This is a genomic window from Schaalia odontolytica, assembly GCF_005696695.1.
Classification (GTDB): Bacteria; Actinomycetota; Actinomycetes; order Actinomycetales; family Actinomycetaceae; genus Pauljensenia; species Pauljensenia odontolytica_C.
In genome coordinates, this window is the sequence record NZ_CP040006.1 from 2310214 (window position 1) to 2327447 (window position 17234).

Below are 17234 nucleotides of genomic sequence, written 5' to 3' on the forward strand. Positions count from 1 at the left end.
CCGATAGAACGCGCTTAACTCAAGAACGCGGCGGGGTCGTCCACGAGTGAATCCAGCACTCGGAACGCCGCACCCCGAACCGTCAGCGACGCAGAATCCGGCAGCACCTCAACGATCGGCGAGGACCACGGGGCCTGCAGCGTGCGCGTCTCAATCTCCTCGCGCGCCGGATCCAGCAGGGCACCACTCAGCTCAGCGACGGCACCGCCCAGCACGACGTGCGGGATATCCATCGCGTTGATGACCCCCGACAACACGCGCCCAAGGGCCGCTCCGGCCTCCGTCAACACGGTGCGCGCACGTTCCTGCTCCTCGCCCCCGGCAAGCGACTCTGAGGTCTTCGCCCCGGCCTCGTCGACGAGGCCCGCGCAACGCAGAATCCCGCGCGGCCCGGACCCCGCAGGGGCACCCACATGCTCGGCGAGGGCACGCACACCCAGGTAGGCCTCGAGGCATCCGCGCGCCCCGCAGCGGCACAGCGGCCCATTGGGATCCGCGCACATGTGCCCAATTTCGCCGGACCAGGCACGCGCCCCGCTCATCGGTCGATGATCGACGATGACACCAGCGCCAACGCCCACCTCGCCCGACACGTACACGAAAGTCGACGGCCCGCCCGCTACGCCCGGGCGTGTGTAGGCGACCGCGTAGGCCGCCAGGTCCGCTTCGTTCGCGACGACCACCGGGTTCAGTTCTGCGAGTGCGGCAAGTAGCTGGTCGTGCGGGATGTCTCGCCACCCCAGGTTCGGGGCGAGCGCGAGGCGGGTCGGCGACACCAGGCCCGGCAGCCCAACGCCCGTCCCGAGGAACAGGGCGCCGTCGGGCAGGGTTTCTTCGAGCAGAGTGTGGGCCTCCTGGGCCGCGAGCGCCATCGTCTCCTCCGGCGCACTGTCGGCGAAATCGCGCTCAATCCGTCGGTGCCCGAGCTCCCTTCCGGCGAGGTCAACGAGCATGACGTCAAGGCTCGCGACGTCCACTTCGATGCCGAGGGCGACGGCGCTGCCCTCCGCGGGGGTGAGGCGGTTGGCCGGGCGGCCACGGCCGCCGCCGTCGCCGGGTTCGAGTTCTCGCACGAGTCCGGCACCCACCAGGTCGTCCACGAGGCGCGAGATCGTCGCGCGCGTCATTCCGGTGCGCTGCGAGAGGCCTGCGCGCGTGACCTCGCCCGGCGAGGCGAGGATGTTGCGCAGCACCGTCGACATGTTGGATGCGCGCACGTTTTCCGACTTCACACCGCGGTTCTGAGCGCCCATCCCCCGCTCCGAGGGGCGCGGCGAGGCGACCGGGCCGCGACAGATGCGGCCGGCGTCGTTGGCGCTGTCGGAACGGGTCGGCATGGACCCAGGCTACCGTGTCGGAGCGGCGGTGCCCACCCGTCGTGCGGACTTGTCGGAGGGCCTTGACGAACGCGCACACAGGTATTAAGTTTTACCCCACAACAAATAAATTGTGACGACGCGAACACGACGCGCAACGACCGCGCGACCAAACACGCGAGTACGGCACACGGACCAACATCCACCACCACACAACGACGCGCAGCGCCATCGACGACGCGGTACCATCCGTCTCCAACTGAACACCGACGTTCGAAAGGACACCACCATGACAACCACCCCCGACAACAAGTTCTCCTTCGGCCTGTGGACGGTCGGCTGGAATGCGGTCGACCCCTTTGGTACGGGGACCCGCCCGGTCCTGGATCCGTGGGAGTACACGGAAAAGCTCGCGGAGGTCGGCGCGTGGGGCATTACCTTCCACGACAATGACGTGTTCGACTTTGATGCGTCGGATCAGGAGCGTCACGACCGCGTCATGAAGGTGAAGGAGGCGGCCGACGCGGCTGGCCTCGTCATTGAGATGGTCACGACGAACACGTTCACGCACCCGGTCTTCAAGGATGGCGGCCTGACGAACAACGATCGTTCGATCCGCCGTTTCGGCCTGCGCAAGATCCTGCGCAACGTGGATCTGGCTGCGGAGATGGGCGCGACGACCTTCGTCATGTGGGGCGGGCGCGAGGGCGCGGAGTACGACTCGTCGAAGGACCTGAATGCGGCGTTTGACCGCTACAAGGAGGGCCTGGATACGGTCGCCGCCTACATCAAGTCGCGCGGCTACGACCTGAAGATTGGTCTGGAGCCGAAGCCGAATGAGCCTCGCGGCGATATTTTCCTGCCGACGGTCGGTCACGCGCTGGCCCTTATCGCGCAGCTTGAGCACGGCGACATCGTGGGCCTGAACCCGGAGACGGGCCACGAGCAGATGGCCGGCCTGAACTACACGCATGCGCTGGCACAGGCGCTGAACGCGGGCAAGCTCTTCCACATCGACCTCAACGGCCAGTCGGGCATCAAGTACGACCAGGACAAGGCGTTCGGCCACGGCGACCTGGCCAGCGCGTTCTTCACGGTCGATCTGCTGGAGAACGGCTTCCCGGGCGGTGGCCCGCGCTACGAGGGTCCGCGCCACTTCGACTACAAGCCGAGCCGCACGGAGGGCATGGAGGGCGTGTGGGAGTCCGCGCGCGCGAACATCGAGATGTACCTGACTCTCGCCCAGAAGGCCCGCGCGTTCCGCGAGGATCCGGTCACCCAGGAGCTGCTCGAGGCTGCGTCGGTTCCCGAGCTCGGCGAATCCACGCTGGCCGCGGGCGAGTCCCTTGAGGACTTCCTGGCGGATCGCAGCTCCTACGAGGACTTCGACGCGCAGGCCGCGGGCGAGCGCGAGTACCACTTCGTGGAGCTGTACCAGCAGGCGATGCGTCACCTGATCGGCTGATCGTCTCTTCGACGAGGGGTTGTGTGATGGGCGAGAGGCCTTTCGTTGCGGGCGTCGATTCATCGACGCAGTCGTGCAAGGTGGTCGTGTGGGATCCGGTGTCGGGCGAGGTGGTGCGCGAGGGTCGCGCGCCGCATCCGGAGGGCACCGAGGTGGATCCGCGCGCCTGGTGGGACGCGTTGAACGAGGCCGTGGCTGCGGCCGGCGGACTGGATGACGTGCGGGCGCTCAGCGTGGGCGGCCAGCAGCACGGCATGGTCGTGCTGGATGAGCGGGGCGAGGTGATTCGGCCGGCCCTGCTGTGGAATGACACGAGGAGCGCGGGCGCGGCTCGGGAGTTGATCGCGGAGCGCGCGGGCGAGTCGTCGGGTGAGGCCTGGTGGGCCGATGCCACGGGCTCGGTTCCGGTCGCGTCGTTAACGGTCACGAAGCTGCGGTGGTTGGCGGATCATGAGCCGGAGGCGGCCCAGCGCGTGGCTGCGGTGTGCTTGCCGCACGACTACTTGACGTGGCGGATCGCGGGCGGTTTTGAGCGCCTGGGGTTGGAGGGGTTGGCGACGGATCGGTCAGATGCCTCGGGGACGGGATACGTGGATCGGTCGGGGTCGGCGTATCGGCGTGACATTCTCGCCCAGGCGCTGCGCTGTGACGAGGAGCGGGCCGAGCGCATCGTGCTGCCGCGGATCGCGGAACCGTACGAGGTCGTGGCGCACGGGGACGAGGCGCGAGGCTGGGGCGAGATCGCCTTGGGTCCGGGCGCGGGTGATAACGCGGCGGCGGCCCTCGGCGTGGATTTGGGTCCGGGCGCGGCGATGCTGAGCCTAGGGACGTCGGGCGTCGTCGCGGCGGTGTCGGAGTCTGCCGTGTCGGATCCGTCCGGCCTGGTCACGGGCTTTTCGGACGCGTCGGGGCGGTGGCTGCCGTTGGCGTGCACGCTGAACGCGTCGCGGATTATCGACGCGATGAGGCGGGTGACGGGCCTGGGGTACGAGGAGTTCGACGAGGCCGCCCTGTCGGTTCCGGACGCGGGAGGTCTGCGCCTGATCCCGTACTTCGAGGGCGAGCGCACCCCGAATCTGCCGGACGCGACGGCGACGTTGGAGGGCATGACGCTGGCGAATTGCGACCCCGCGCACGTGGCTCGCGCGGCGGTCGAGGGGCTGCTGACGCTCATGCGCGGGGCCCTGGACGCGGTGCGTGCGCAGGGTGTGCCCATCGAGCGGGTGGTCATGGTCGGCGGCGGGGCGCGGTCGAGAGCGGTTCGAACCCTGGCCTCGAGCATCCTGGGGGCCGAGGTGGAGGTCCCCTCCCCCGCCGAGTACGTCGCCCTGGGGGCGGCGAAGCAGGCGGCCGCCCTGAATGTCGCGGGCCTGGGGGCGTGCGGGCAGACCCACCACTGCACGAGCCGGGCGGGCGGATCCGATGTTTGACGAGACGATCACCCGCTGGGGAACGCACAGCGCGAAGTGGGACTTGCTGGCCGCGCACCTGGGCGAGGATGCGCTGTCGCTGTCGGTCGCGGACATGGAGTTCGCGACGTGCCCGGAGGTGTCGCGCGCGATCGTGGACGCGTGCGCGGAGGGGATTTTCGGCTACACGGAGGTCTTCGATGACTTTCGCGAGGCCGCGGCCCGTTGGCAGGAGCGCCGCCACGGGTGGACGCTCGACCCGGGCGACGTGCACTTTTTCCCACGCATCGTCCAGTGCGTCTCGGCCCTGTGCTCGATCGTCCTGCCGGGGTCGCTGGGGCGCCCTCCGCGCGTGGTGACGCTGGATCCGGCGTACGGGCCGATCATCGAGGTCGTGGAGCGCGCCGGGTGCGAGCTGCGCCGGGTTCCCCTCGACCTGTCGGGCGAGACCCCTCGAATTCCCGAGGATTTGTTCGCCCGCACGATGGAGGGCGCGGACCTGCTGCTCTGGTGCAGCCCGCACAACCCGACGGGGCGCGTGTGGACTGAGCGTGAGATGGATATGGTCGCTTCCCTCGCGCGTCAGGGGGACGTGCTGGTGCTCTCCGACGATATTCACGCGGATTTTCAGCGACCGTGCAGGAACCGGTACCGGCCGCTCGCGGCCGTCGCGCCGCGTCTGTGGGAGTCGGGGCGCCTCATTCAGTGTGCGTCCCCCGGGAAGACGTTTAACAGCGCGGGGTTGGAGGCCTCGGCGATCGCGGTGCGCGGCGAACTCGGGGAGCGCCTCGAGGAGGCCAAGCGCCTCATGGGCCTGCACAACCCGAATTTCTTCGCGATTCCTGCGACGATCGCCGCGTGGAACCAGGGCGAGGCCTGGGTGGATGAGCTGCGCGATCACATCGACGCGAACCTGCGCGTGGCGGTCGAGTATCTGCGTCGCGCACTGCCTCGGGCGCGCGTCGTCGACCCCGACGGCACGTACTTGGTGTGGGTGGACGCCCGGGCATACCTGGCCTCGTCGTCTTCTCTCGACGAGGCCGTGGCCGCCTCCCGGGTCGCGGTGTCCCCGGGCGAGGACTTCGGTTCCGAGTACGAGGGATTTTTCCGCATCAACGTGGCGCTTCCCGAGCGCGACCTGGTGCGGGCACTGGAGCGCTTGTGCGAGGCGATCGCGGCGCTCGCATCGAACTAAGTGGACGCGCACTGGCGCGCGGACGCAATGAAATAGAAAGGATTGACGATGTCAGTCACCTCCTCGGAGAAGCGGGCTCACCGCACTCCGTCTCTCCTGGTCGCGGCGATTCCCGCGGTCACGCTGATCGTCCTTTTGGGCGGCGGCTATATCGCGGCGAGCCTCCCGGTGGAGCCGCTGCTCATCGCGTCGGCCGTGGTCGCTGGCATTGTTGCCATGACCTTGGGGTACACGTGGGACGAGATCATCGGCGCGATCGCCGAGAAGATCGCGAAGACAATGCCGGCTGTTCTCATCCTGATCGTCGTCGGTGCCTTGATCGGCACGTGGATGGCGGGCGGTACGATCCCGATGCTCATCTACTACGGCTTGAAGATCATTAACCCGCAGTTCTTGGCGCTCATCGCGCTGGTCGTAACGGCGATCGTGTCGCTGTGCACGGGTACCTCGTGGGGTTCCGCGGGCACGATCGGCGTCGCCTTCATGGGCGTGGCCGTCGGCATGGACGCGAACCTGCCGATGGTGGCGGGCGCGATCGTGGCGGGTGCCTACTTCGGCGACAAGCTCTCTCCCCTGTCGGATACGACGAACATCGCGTCGCTGGCGACGGGCGTGAACCTGTTTACGCACATTCGTCACCTCATGTGGACGACCGTGCCAGCGTTCCTGACCTCGGCGGTCGTGTACCTGATTTTCGGCCTGCAGTCGTCGGGCGGGACCGTGCCCGAGAAGGTCGGCACGATCCTCGCGACCCTCGACTCGGCGTTCAACTGGAACCTGCTCCTGCTGGTGCCCGTCCTGGTTGTGCTGGTCGGTTCCGTCATGAAGCTGCCGACCGTGCCGGTCATGCTCGTGTCGTGCGCGACTGCCATGTTCAACGCGGTCGTGTTCCAGGGAGTGTCTTTCTCAAACTCGGTCGTGGCCTCCGTGAACGGTTTCAAGGTCGACATGGTCGGCAAGAGCGGCTTCCAGGCCGACTCCGTCATCGAGGACGTGACGCGCCTGCTGGAGCGCGGCGGCATGAACTCGATGATGAGCGTCCTCCTGATTTGTTTCTGCGCGATCGCCTTCGCGGGCACCGTGTCTGTGTCCGGGTCGCTGGACGTGCTGATTTCGAGCCTGCTGGCACCCGTGAAGTCGACCTTCGCCCTGATCGCGGCGACGATCGTGACGGGTCTGGCGGTCATCGGCATCACGTCGAACGGCCAGGTCTCCCTGCTGATCCCAGGCGAGATGCTGCGCGGCGAGTACATCAAACGAGGCCTGGACCCGAAGAACCTGTCGCGAACCATCGAGGACGCGGCCACCGTGTGGGAGCCCATCCTCCCGTGGACGTCGGCAGGCGCCTACATGGCCGGCACCCTGGGCGTCGCCACCCTGGCCTACATGCCCTGGGCAATCTCCAACTGGATCGCCATCTTCTTCGCCCTCCTGTGGGCGGCCACGGGCATCGGCATCGCCAAGCTCACGCCCGAGGAGCAGAAAGCCCTCGAAGCGGAGGGGTGAGCGCAAGTTGTTGAGGTGGGGGACCCCCGGGTGGGGGTCCCCCACCTTGTTGTGTGTGAACACCATGAGGCGCGTAGACGAGCAGCATTCCACTTGTATGTATGATCCACTGAAGATCGACGCACACACTTACTAACAACCACGCTATCGTGAGGCGCATGACAAAGACGTACATGAACGGCGAGGCAAACACGGACCAACTCGCTCGCTTAGGTGACGTCTCAGCAACAAGATTCTGCTGTCCAACTAGCCAACGAAGGAAAAACCGTGCCTGACAGTCACGCAGCCAACGACACGACGCACGTTCTATACAGGGAGGTAGACCAGGACTTCCTCAGTGACTTACGCAAGACCCTGGAAAGCACGAACATCAACTTCCTCCTGGGCGCTGGATGCTCAATGCCGGCGTTCAAAACTCTGGGCAATTTGGAAGAGCTGCGCGTCGAACTCGAAGAAAAGAAAGACAGCCTCGGGGAAAACAGGGACGTCATCTACCGCCTGATCAAGGCAGAGATAGATCGCATTTTCTTCATGGGTTCCATCTACCGCAATGTCGATTATGTGCCCAAAAGGATAGATTGCCCCGAAGAAGACATTCAACAAACCAGAGCAGCCTACAAGGGTTTCTGCACTGAGGCGATTCAGACGGTTGCGAACAGAGAATCTGTCGACAAGCCGAAACAGGTTACGTTCTTCACCTCGAATTACGACCTGTGTATGGACCTAGCACTCGACGAAGCGGAAATCCCGACTAACTCGGCATACCTGGGCCGTTTTGCCCGACGAGTTACACTACAGACGTTCGGCAATCGCGTTTTCTCGAACGGTATCGGCCTCGGATACCGAACCGAAATCCCATCAGCAAACCTCGTGAAGATTCACGGATGCGCATCGTGGCGCGACGACGGCGATCATCTGACCATCGATGATAGCTATCAAATACTCGAAGAGATCAAGACACTGTTTAACACGATCAGCCGATTTGGTGAAGGCCAGCCTGAGATCAGGCCTAACGCCTCAGAGCCGAGCGAATCACGCGCAACAGAGACCAGCACCGAAACACCTGCAGACTTAGAGACACTGAAACGTCAGGCGGAAGCGACATTTGAGCGCGCAAAACAGGACGAACGCGGAGAACAGAATCTAGTTGACAAGCTCGATAAGCTAGACGAAGCACGCGACAAGTTGGCCGTCGTGCTTCCCAATAAAGGAAAATTCGCCTCAACCGTCCTTAACGAGACGTATTACGATCAGCTACGACGCCTGTCGAACCAGTTGGAGCTTCCTAACACGAGCCTTCTTGTGATGGGCTTTTCATTCGCAGACGAGCACATCCGTTCACTCATCACTCGTGCCGCTAAGGCGAATCCAACGCTGAAGGTCATTATCTTCTGCTACTCCAAAGACACAACGAGAACGATTGCGGACTACCTGCGCTACTCCCCAAAGGAGTACCCGAACATCGAGCTAGTGGTCGGCCCCCGTTTTGGGCAAGCGCTCGGAACCGAAGCGAACGACCATCAACGTCTTGATATCCACGCGATCACTGAGATCCTCCGAAAGGCAAGCGCATGACCGATAACACTGGGAACGAGACCTCATCGCTGCGAATCGGCACAGTGACGGCGGTGCGTGGAAGGCGGATCGATATCACTGTGGACGTCGACAAGAATGACTCCAGCTTGATTTTTCAGGGTGAGATCATCAACAACGTTTCAATTGGCTCATTTTTAGTCGTACGACGAGGATACGCACACCTCGTCGTACAAGTCGAGGAAGAAGAGCTCGTCGAGAACAATGCATGGGAGAACAGCACCTACCAGCGGGATGTCGACCGCAACACACGCATCCTCAAGACGATCCTGCTCGGCGAATTCGAAACAGACACGTCAGTATCACCGTTCCAAACACACTTTGTTTCTGGATCTCAAACAAGTCCACTCATCGGTAATATCGCGTACCTTGCGTCTGCGAAGCAAGCTTCAAAGATTTACGTATCAGAGTCTGCACCAGGAACACAGATTACAATTGGACATTTAGCGAATGACATCACGATTCCATTTCCAATCGATATATCGTCATTCTTTTCAACCCACATTGGCATTTTTGGCAATACAGGTTCCGGAAAGTCGCACACTATCTTCCGAATTTACACTCAACTCTTTGAGAGAGCATACCAATACACGACTAATGGACACCCACTCAACTCCTCCCAGTTTATCCTATTCGACACGAATGGGGAATACCGACACCTAAGTCACTCCAACATATCAGGCACCCCGACTTTCGGACACATTTATGGTCTACCGAAGTCAAAATCCGACACAATCGAACAACAGACAAATCTCATCCCACTACCAGAAACAACCATACAGGATATCGAATTTTGGATCAGCATACTCGAGGCTTCAGAACGCAAGGAGCGCTATTTAATTGAAAGCACCCTCAGGGTAAAATTAAATTCCGACTCAACTCGTAGTATCACACAGGAGCTTCTGCATATGTTTTTCACATGGCGCACACAGAGCACACTTAGCCCACCGATGATGTTCTTAATCTTGCGCAGGATTCACACCATTGCCGATCCGAACCATGAGACATTCTCACACGAGATTCACAAGTTTGAAAAGTCCATCAAGTGGGATTCCAGAAATCAAACATACTATATTGATACACCATCGGATCCCTTGTACACAAGCTCCCCTTTTTTCGAGAATCACTTAGATTCATTTTTTAATCGCGCTTTCTCTAAAGATTTCACTAAAGAGCTAACGTCCCTCGACAAATTTGAACTAGCATTTTATCTCACCTTTATCGCAGCCACAATTTCAGGGCACAGAGATGAAGCGCACATCAACTCACTACTCGATCGCGTCATTGACCGAGTTAGCATTCTTCGAAAATGGTTCATCTTTACCACAACCGACAGTCCATCATATCCAGTCCTTCAGATCATCAACTTCGAACAGGCCACTCAGACCGAACGCTATCTGATCCCACTTATCACCATCCGTGCGCGATATATAGAACAGCGGCGGAGATCCATTTCACCCAAAAATCCCACTTATTTGAATTTCATCATTGAGGAAGCTCATACTCTGTTATCGCACGGAAGGCGCATCGAAGACAATTTCCATCAAAATGCACTTCTCGATTTACTGGAGGAAATCATTACAGAAGGTAGACACTTCGGCATTTTTCTTACAGTTTCCTCACAACGACCTTCCGAAATTTCGACAAGAATCACATCGCAGTTGCATCATTATTTAATTCATCGTCTAGTGAATCCCGCAGATCTAGCCTGCATCCAAAGCGCGATCAGTTTTCTCGACAGCAAGTCCTTTGAGTCGATCCCATCATTACCGTGTGGTACCTGCATCATCTCCGGCACGAGCGTTCAGATTCCTGCCGTCGTCAAGATTGATGAATTGCCCGAGGGGCGCAGGCCCAACAACGAGACAATTGATCTCGTCAAGCTGTGGGGCCTAGCGCCTGACTCTTCCGTGGATGCTGGTAGCACCGCAGCCGATTTGGCCGACACTCAAGACACAGAATCAACAGATGAAGTGCCTTAATGCTGTCCCTTGGCAGACATGAAGCATCTCCACCGCGCACGGCCAAACTGTGAGGGGGGGTGGGGTTCCCAACCGGGAACCCCACCCCCACAGCGAACTGCTAAGCCGCAGCCTCAGAGATTCTCAACGACCGCCGCGCGGGGGCCGCGCTCGCCGGTGGATGCGTCGCGCCAGGCCTCGAGGGCCCGCAGGAACGCGGTGGCGCCGGGGTCCTGGAGGCCGATCGAGCGGTCCTGCAGCCAGGAGGCGCGGCCGCGCTGCGACTGGAGGTCGCGGGTGGCAACGACAGCCTCGGCGGCGTCGGCGATGGCGCTATCCAGGGCCGCCGCCGCGAGCCCGCTGTCCGAAGCGACCGCAGGGTTGGCCTCGATGCTGCGGGCGAGAGAATCGACGGCGGGGACCATCGCGTCGAGGATGGTCTTGTCACCCACCTGGCTCTTGCCGCGGTGCGAGATGGAGCTGGCGGCCGCGCGGATGAATGCCTCGGCCTCGACAGCCGTGACGTCCTCGCAGCCGACCCACACCTTGGACCCGGCGAGGAGGCCACCGGCGACCAGCGCCGCCATCGTCGACGGGTTGGCGTTGGCGAATGCCTTCGCGCAGGCGCGCGCCACGTCGGAGGGGGCAGGTTCGGGCTCGGTCGGCATGGCCTTGAGCGCCTCGATGACCGCGCGGGCTCCCGCGGAGATCGTGATGCCGAGGTCGCCGTCGCCAAGGACCTGGTCGAGGTCGCGCAGTTCGTCCGATGATTCGATGAGCAGTGTCATCGAGTCCTGAATGCGCTGGATGAGTTCGGGTGAACGCATTTGTCATGCCTCCCTGAAGAACGGGGACTGGGCGGGGGCGTCGAGGAGCTCGAGGAGCTCGTCGTCGACCTTGAGCAGCGAGATCGAGGCGCCGGCCATTTCGAGGGACGTCGCGTATTCGCCGATGTAGCGGCGTTCGATGACGACGCCGAGTTCCTCGAGCCTCTGGTGGGTGCGGCGGTAGAGCAGGTAGAGCTCTTCGAGGGGCGTGGCGCCGAGGCCGTTCACGAGGACGGCCACACGGTCGCCTTCGGCCAGGCCGAGGTCGGGAATGACGGAGTCAAGGATCTGGTCCGCGATCTCGTCGGCGGTTCCGAGGGGGCCGCGGTGGATGCCGGGTTCGCCGTGGATGCCGATGCCGATTTCCATTTCGCCTTCGGGCAGGTCGAAGGATGCGGCGCCCGTGGTCGGGAGGATCGTCGGGGACAGGCCGACACCCATGGTGGCCGTGTTGTCGACGACCTTCTGGGCGACGGCGGCGACCTCGTCGAGGCTGTCGCCGCGCTCGGCGGCAGCGCCCGCGGCCTTGTAGGCGAAGAAGATGCCGGCGACGCCGCGGCGGTCCTTGGCGCGTTCCTTGGGCTGGGAGGCTACGTCGTCGCAGCCGAGGACGGTGCGCGTCTCGATGCCGTCGAGTTCGAGGAGGTCGACGGCCAGGTCGAAGTTGAAGACGTCGCCGCCGTAGTTGCCGTAGAGGAAGAGCACGCCCGCTCCCCCGTCGACGGCCTTCGCGGCGTCGGCGCACTGCTGGACCGAAGGGGAGGAGAACACGTTACCGATGGCGACGCCGGAGCACAGCCCCTTGCCGACGTAGCCCTTGAAGAGGGGGAGGTGACCGGAGCCGCCGCCGGTGACGATGCCAACCCGGCCGGGTGCGGGGCTGTCGGCGCGGACGAGGACACGCCTGTCGTCTCCGGGGGTACGGACCTGATCGGGGTGCGCCAGGAGAATGCCCTCAACCATCTCATCGACGAACTGGTCGGGGTTGTTAATGATCTTCTTCATGATCATTTCCTTTCTGTTGCGCCGCTATTGAGGGCGGCTGCTGGTTGTGGGCGCCTGAACGTCGATGTCAGGCGTGTTCGAACGTCTTTCCAGTTGACGCAGTCGAGAACGAGGACGCCGATGAGGATGACGCCCTGGGCGATCGCGTACTGGAAGGCTGATAGGCGCATGGAGGTGAAGCCGCTTTGGACGACCTGGAGGGTGAGGGCTGCCAGGAATACGCCGCCGACGGTGGCGAAACCGCCGTTCGGGTTGGTCCCGCCGAGGACGGCGATGACGATGACGAGCAGCACGTAGGAGGCGCCGTAGTCCGCCGAGGCCGTGGGGTTTCGTGCGATGAACACGATGCCCGTGAGGGAGCCGAGGAATCCGGTGAGCAGGTAGGAGCTCAGGAGGATTCGGGAGGAACGAATTCCGGAGAATCGGGCGGCCGTCCCGTTGGATCCTTCGAGGGAGAGGGACAGTCCCAGCGGGGAGCGGTTGAGGATGAATCCAACGAGGAGGGCGACGAGTCCGAAGACGATGAAGAGGAGGGGAACTCCTGCGACCGCGGTCTTGCCGAACGCCGTCAGCGCTTCGGGGGATCCGTAGAGGGTTTTGCCGCCCGTCCACACGACGGCGAGGCCGTTGAAGATCTGCATGGTGCCGAGCGTGGCGAGGATCGGGGTGACGCCAACGTAGGCGATGAGGACGCCGTTGACGAGGCCGCACAGGAGTCCGACCCCCAGCCCGATGAGGATGATGACCGGGCCCCACTGTTCGGTTCCGCCCAGTGCACTCGAGGTGTACAGGGTCGACACGGTGATCGCGCAGAGGTTCGCGATGGCGACGAGCGACAGGTCGATGCCGCCGGTGACCATCGAGATCATCATGGCGATGGAGAGGATGCCGATTTCTGCGACGGCGAGCAGCATGTTCTGCAGGTTGAGGCCCGTGAGGAACACGCTCGGGGAGAGTACCGAGAAGATTCCGATGGCCACGAGGAGGATGAGGACCATGCGGGCGATCGACCGGTCGCGGCGCAGCCGGGAGAGGATCGAGGCACTGAATTGGTCAATCCGGGAGTTTGTGTCGCGGAGTGTGTTGTTCATGGGACTCATCCTTCGACGGCTTGGGGGACGGCGTTGCTGTGGTCGACCTGGGCGCTCTTGGCGCGCATCGTTCGCGTGCTGCGCTTTGCGGCGAGCGCTTGGATGCCGACACCGGCGACGAGGAGCAGGCCGACGGCGGCGCGCTGCCAGGCGCTGGGCACGCCGATGAGGATCAGCGAGTTGTTGATGAGCTGGACGAGCAGCACACCGAGGATCGTTCCGCGCACAGACCCGCGTCCGCCGAAGATCGATGCGCCTCCGAGGACGACGGCGGCGATGATGTCGAGTTCGTGGCCGACGAGTTCCTGCGGGTTGGCGGACCTGCCGAGGATCATGTAGACCATGCCGGCGGTTGCGGCGAGGGTTCCGGCGATGACGTACACCCAGATTTGGGTGCGTTTGACGTTGATGCCGGCTCGGTGGGCGGATTCGGTGTCGCCGCCGATCGCGTAGATTGCGCGCCCGAACATGGTCCGGCTGAGCACCAGCGCGATGACGATCGCGAGGATAATGGCCGGGATGATCATCGAGTGCAGCAACGCGACGCCCGTCGATGTTTCGACGGAGACGAGGTTCGCGGTCGAGGCCGACGCCATGCCCTCGGGCAGCTGGGCGATGTACTTCGAGCCGATGTACGCCAGGAGGAAGCCTTGGAAGATTCCCTGGGTGCCGAGCGTGACGATGAGGGTCGGGAGCTTGAACCTGGAGATCAGGTATCCGTTGAGCAGGCCGAGGAGCGCTCCGATGGCCAGCGCCATCGCGAAGGATCCGACGAGGCCGATGTTGATTCCTCGGCTCAGCTGGAACACGATCGTGGCGTAGGAGGCGAACGAGGCGATGGCCGCGAAGGACACGTCGATGCCGCCGGAAATGATGACGAGGAGGACGCCCAGCGCGTAGATCATCGGGACGATGGAGGAACGCAGGAGGGAGAAGAGAGTCGAGACCGTGAAGAACGCGGGGCTGATCGCGGACATGATGATGGTCAGGAGGACCAGGACGGATAGGACGATTCCTTCACGGTTGGGTCCCCAGATCCAGCGCAGGACGCGCCGTGCGACGGTATTCATGTTCATGACACGACCATCTTTCTAATCGTTCGAGCATCGACGTCCTCGCCGGCCAGTTCGGCGGCGATGTGGCCGCCCTTGGTGATGAGCACTCGATGGCAGCAGGAGACGAGTTCCGGCGCGTCGTCGGAGATGATGACGATGGCCATGCCGGCTTCCGCTTGTTCGCGCAGGATGTCGAGGATCTCGGCTTTGGAGCCGACGTCGACGCCGACCGTGGGGCCGTTGAGGATGAGGACCTTGGGGTTGCGCGCGAGCCACTTCGCGAGGACGACGCGCTGGGCGTTGCCTCCGGACAGGGATCGCACGGGGGCGAGGACGTCGGGTGCTTTGATGCGCAGCGACTCGAAGTAGTGGGCGATGGTTTGACGGATCTTGTCTTTGCGCAGCGTGTTGAGTTTCGAGGTGTGGTGGTCGATGGACGCGGCGATGACGTTATCGGCGATCGACTTGTCGAGGAAGAGGCCCTCGGTGAGTCGGTCTTCGGGGACGTATCCGATGTGGGCCTTGATGGCCTGTCCGATGGATCCCACCTCGACGTGTTCGCCATCGATGTAGACGCGACCGGAGTCGATGGGCAGGAGGCCAAAGAGGGCCTGGGCGATTTCGGTACGCCCGGATCCGAGGAGCCCGGTGATGCCGAGGATTTCGCCCTTCTTCACGGAGAAGCTGACGTCCTCGAAGCCTCCCTGGGAGGTGAGGGATTCGACGCGCAGGCGCTCCTCGGCGTCCTCAGCGAGGGGCGGGACGCGTCGGCTCTGGTCGAGTTCCTTGCCGGTCATGTAGTGGGTGATCTTCTCACGGTCGAGGTCTTCGACCGGCGAATCGATGACGTTGCGTCCCGATCGCATGATGGTGACGCGCTGCGAAATCGCCATGACCTCGTCGAGCTTGTGCGACACGAAGATGAGGGCGACGCCCTGTGCGCTCAGCTTTTCGACGACCATGAACAGGCGGGCGACCTCACGCTGGGTGAGGGCGGTCGTCGGCTCGTCCATGATGAGGAGCTTCGCGTTGCCGGCCAGGGCGCGGCAGATGGCGGTGAGCTGCTTGTCCGCGACGGAGAGCTGTTCGACGTCGGCGTCGAGCGGGAGCGGGACGCCGAGGCGCTCGACGATCTGCGAGGCCTGCTGCTTCGCGTTCGTGGCACTGAAGAACTTCTTCTTTTCTGTCACCGACGAGGTCATCATGATGTTCTCGGCGACCGTCAGGTTCGAGAATAGGCTGAAGTCCTGGTAGATGACCTGGATGCCGGCGTCCATGGCGCTCAGCGGCGTGAGCGAGGAGACGGTGTGGCCGTCGATGAGTATGTGTCCCGCGTCGGGGGCGTGCACTCCGGAGATGACTTTGATGAGAGTGGACTTTCCGCAGCCATTCTCGCCGGCCAGGCACAGCACTTCTCCCGGCCAGACGGCCATGTTGACGCCATCGAGGGCGCGAACACCGCCGAAGTTCTTGACGATATCCCGAACCTCAAGAAAGGGGTTCTCCTGCACGCTGACGCCTTCTCCGTGGGGGCGCGGTGCTTCATCCACATTGCTGCGCATGTGCTCTCCTTCGAGTGTCTTGTCGACTGCGCTGTCGTGGGACGCCCGCCCCGGCCTCGTGCCGATGTGTCACGAGGCCGGGGCTGCGCGATCAGAAGTCGTAGTTCTTCGCTTGCTCGGCGTCTGCGGCGATCTGGGCGTTGCCGACCCAGACGTTGTCGTAGCCGTCGAGCTTGTGGAGGTTGTTGTAACCCTCAATGCCGAGGTCCGTGCCTTCGGTGATGGTGCCGCCGTCAGCGAGGATCTTCGCGATCTGCAGCTGGGCCTTGCCAGCGAGGGCGGGATCCCAGAAGAAGATCTTGTCGATCGATCCGGTGGCCAGGTACTTCGCGGAGGCCGAGGGGATGGAGGTGCCCATGACGCAGACCTGATCGGACAGGCCGGCCTCTTCGATCGCGCGAGCGATGCCGGGCACGTCGTTACCGGCGGAACCCTGGAAGGCCTTGATATCGGGGTACTTGCCGAGGACTTCCTTGGCCTTTTCGTAGGCGGCCGTCTCGTTGTCGGTCGACTCGATGGGCGTCTCGACGCGCTCCATGTTGGGGAAGTTCTTCTGCTGGTAGTCGTAGGCTGCCTCGACCCATTCCATGTGGGTCTTGGCGGTCAGACCACCGACGAACTGCACGTACTTGCCGGTGCCACCCGTGCACTCCCCGAGGTTCTTCATGATGTCGACACCGTAGGAGGCGTTGTCAAATGCCTCGATATCCGCGTCAACGTTCTTGATGCCGGTCGCCTCGTGAGAGACCACCTTGATGCCCTGTGCGCGAGCCTGTTCAAGGACGGAGGAAAGGGACTCGGGCGAGTTGGGAACGACGGTGATGGCGACCGGCTTCTGCGCGATCAGATCCTGGATGATCTGGATCTGCTTTTCCGGCGAGACGTCCGTTCCGCCCTCGGTCCTCGTGTCGTATCCATTCTCGGCGCCCCATTCCTTGACGCCCACGTCCATGCGATCAAACCATGCGATGCCCTTGACCTTGACGACGGTGACCATCGTCTTGCCGGAATCGCCCGCGGCCGAGCCGGTGTTTGATGCGGAGTTGTCGCCTGCCGTCCCTCCGACGGTCGAGCAGGCAGTCAGAGCAAGCATCGATGCAATGGACACCGATGCCGCCGTCAGTCTTCCGATCTTCATGTCGTCACTTCCTCGTGATCTAGTTGTCGGACGTTCCGGGTTCGCCATCTCCTGCGATGACGCACGCATCATGGCGTGACCCGCGTCGCAATCACTTACATTACACGCGGT

At 62.8% G+C, this 17234-nt stretch carries 13 protein-coding genes; 6 read left to right on the forward strand and 7 right to left on the reverse strand.

Annotation, left to right across the window (positions count from 1 at the left end; all coding sequences use genetic code 11):
* Window positions 1-14 precede the first annotated feature (14 nt).
* Window positions 15-1337 carry an ROK family transcriptional regulator gene (locus FBF35_RS10250; protein WP_060566020.1) on the reverse strand — a complete coding sequence of 441 codons (1323 nt, stop codon included), beginning with the start codon at window positions 1335-1337 and terminating at the stop codon, window positions 15-17.
* Between the two features lie 268 nt (window positions 1338-1605).
* On the opposite strand from FBF35_RS10250, the gene xylA reads away from it, so the two are divergent.
* The 6 genes from xylA (at window position 1606) to FBF35_RS10280 (ending at window position 10466) form a co-directional block, all read left to right on the forward strand.
* Window positions 1606-2781 carry a xylose isomerase gene (xylA, locus tag FBF35_RS10255; RefSeq protein WP_060566022.1) on the forward strand — a complete coding sequence of 392 codons (1176 nt, stop codon included), beginning with the start codon at window positions 1606-1608 and terminating at the stop codon, window positions 2779-2781.
* Window positions 2782-2807: 26 nt separating this feature from the next.
* Window positions 2808-4211, forward strand: a complete 1404-nt coding sequence (gene xylB / locus FBF35_RS10260) for a xylulokinase (protein ID WP_060566023.1) — start codon at window positions 2808-2810, stop codon at window positions 4209-4211.
* Window positions 4204-5385 carry a MalY/PatB family protein gene (locus FBF35_RS10265; RefSeq protein WP_060566025.1) on the forward strand — a complete coding sequence of 394 codons (1182 nt, stop codon included), beginning with the start codon at window positions 4204-4206 and terminating at the stop codon, window positions 5383-5385. The genes xylB and FBF35_RS10265 overlap by 8 nt, the downstream gene beginning before the upstream one ends.
* A 48-nt stretch (window positions 5386-5433) precedes the next feature.
* Window positions 5434-6891: a Na+/H+ antiporter NhaC gene (nhaC, locus tag FBF35_RS10270; RefSeq protein ID WP_060566027.1), complete on the forward strand. Its 1458-nt coding sequence runs from the start codon at window positions 5434-5436 to the stop codon at window positions 6889-6891.
* A gap of 267 nt (window positions 6892-7158) precedes the next feature.
* Entirely contained in the window at window positions 7159-8466 is a 1308-nt protein-coding gene (locus FBF35_RS10275; protein ID WP_060566029.1) for an SIR2 family protein, read from the forward strand.
* On the forward strand, window positions 8463-10466 hold the full coding sequence (locus tag FBF35_RS10280) for an ATP-binding protein (RefSeq protein ID WP_082632821.1): 2004 nt from the start codon (window positions 8463-8465) through the stop codon (window positions 10464-10466). Before FBF35_RS10275 ends, FBF35_RS10280 begins: the two co-directional genes overlap by 4 nt.
* A gap of 113 nt (window positions 10467-10579) precedes the next feature.
* On the opposite strand, the gene FBF35_RS10285 is transcribed toward FBF35_RS10280, so the two are convergent.
* The 6 genes from FBF35_RS10285 to FBF35_RS10310 all read right to left on the reverse strand — a co-directional run bounded on the left by FBF35_RS10285 (window position 10580) and on the right by FBF35_RS10310 (window position 17123).
* Entirely contained in the window at window positions 10580-11272 is a 693-nt protein-coding gene (locus tag FBF35_RS10285) for a DAK2 domain-containing protein (protein ID WP_060566031.1), read from the reverse strand.
* Between the two features lie 3 nt (window positions 11273-11275).
* Window positions 11276-12277 (reverse strand): dihydroxyacetone kinase subunit DhaK, encoded by a 1002-nt coding sequence (locus tag FBF35_RS10290; protein ID WP_241772515.1) that lies wholly within the window; start codon window positions 12275-12277, stop codon window positions 11276-11278.
* Window positions 12278-12279: 2 nt separating this feature from the next.
* Window positions 12280-13368, reverse strand: coding sequence for an ABC transporter permease (locus FBF35_RS10295; RefSeq protein ID WP_241772516.1), 1089 nt, complete (start codon window positions 13366-13368; stop codon window positions 12280-12282).
* 5 nt (window positions 13369-13373) lie between these two features.
* Entirely contained in the window at window positions 13374-14438 is a 1065-nt protein-coding gene (locus FBF35_RS10300; RefSeq protein ID WP_241772517.1) for an ABC transporter permease, read from the reverse strand.
* A gap of 2 nt (window positions 14439-14440) precedes the next feature.
* Entirely contained in the window at window positions 14441-15985 is a 1545-nt protein-coding gene (locus tag FBF35_RS10305; RefSeq protein WP_060566034.1) for a sugar ABC transporter ATP-binding protein, read from the reverse strand.
* Window positions 15986-16076: 91 nt separating this feature from the next.
* The gene (locus FBF35_RS10310) at window positions 16077-17123 is read right to left on the reverse strand and encodes a substrate-binding domain-containing protein (protein WP_060566035.1); all 1047 of its coding nucleotides are present in this window, start codon (window positions 17121-17123) and stop codon (window positions 16077-16079) included.
* Window positions 17124-17234: the final 111 nt, after the last annotated feature.

What these genes read in the sequence shown, in the direction of transcription:
- nhaC (WP_060566027.1), top strand. Translation starts at nt 5,434, where the DNA reads ATGTCAGTCACCTCCTCGGAGAAGCGGGCTCACCGCACTCCGTCTCTC.
- FBF35_RS10305 (WP_060566034.1), bottom strand. Translation starts at nt 15,985, where the DNA reads ATGCGCAGCAATGTGGATGAAGCACCGCGCCCCCACGGAGAAGGCGTC.
- FBF35_RS10310 (WP_060566035.1), bottom strand. Translation starts at nt 17,123, where the DNA reads ATGAAGATCGGAAGACTGACGGCGGCATCGGTGTCCATTGCATCGATG.
- FBF35_RS10280 (WP_082632821.1), top strand. Translation starts at nt 8,463, where the DNA reads ATGACCGATAACACTGGGAACGAGACCTCATCGCTGCGAATCGGCACA.
- FBF35_RS10265 (WP_060566025.1), top strand. Translation starts at nt 4,204, where the DNA reads ATGTTTGACGAGACGATCACCCGCTGGGGAACGCACAGCGCGAAGTGG.
- FBF35_RS10250 (WP_060566020.1), bottom strand. Translation starts at nt 1,337, where the DNA reads ATGCCGACCCGTTCCGACAGCGCCAACGACGCCGGCCGCATCTGTCGC.
- FBF35_RS10285 (WP_060566031.1), bottom strand. Translation starts at nt 11,272, where the DNA reads ATGCGTTCACCCGAACTCATCCAGCGCATTCAGGACTCGATGACACTG.
- xylA (WP_060566022.1), top strand. Translation starts at nt 1,606, where the DNA reads ATGACAACCACCCCCGACAACAAGTTCTCCTTCGGCCTGTGGACGGTC.
- FBF35_RS10300 (WP_241772517.1), bottom strand. Translation starts at nt 14,438, where the DNA reads ATGAATACCGTCGCACGGCGCGTCCTGCGCTGGATCTGGGGACCCAAC.
- FBF35_RS10295 (WP_241772516.1), bottom strand. Translation starts at nt 13,368, where the DNA reads ATGAACAACACACTCCGCGACACAAACTCCCGGATTGACCAATTCAGT.
- xylB (WP_060566023.1), top strand. Translation starts at nt 2,808, where the DNA reads ATGGGCGAGAGGCCTTTCGTTGCGGGCGTCGATTCATCGACGCAGTCG.
- FBF35_RS10290 (WP_241772515.1), bottom strand. Translation starts at nt 12,277, where the DNA reads ATGAAGAAGATCATTAACAACCCCGACCAGTTCGTCGATGAGATGGTT.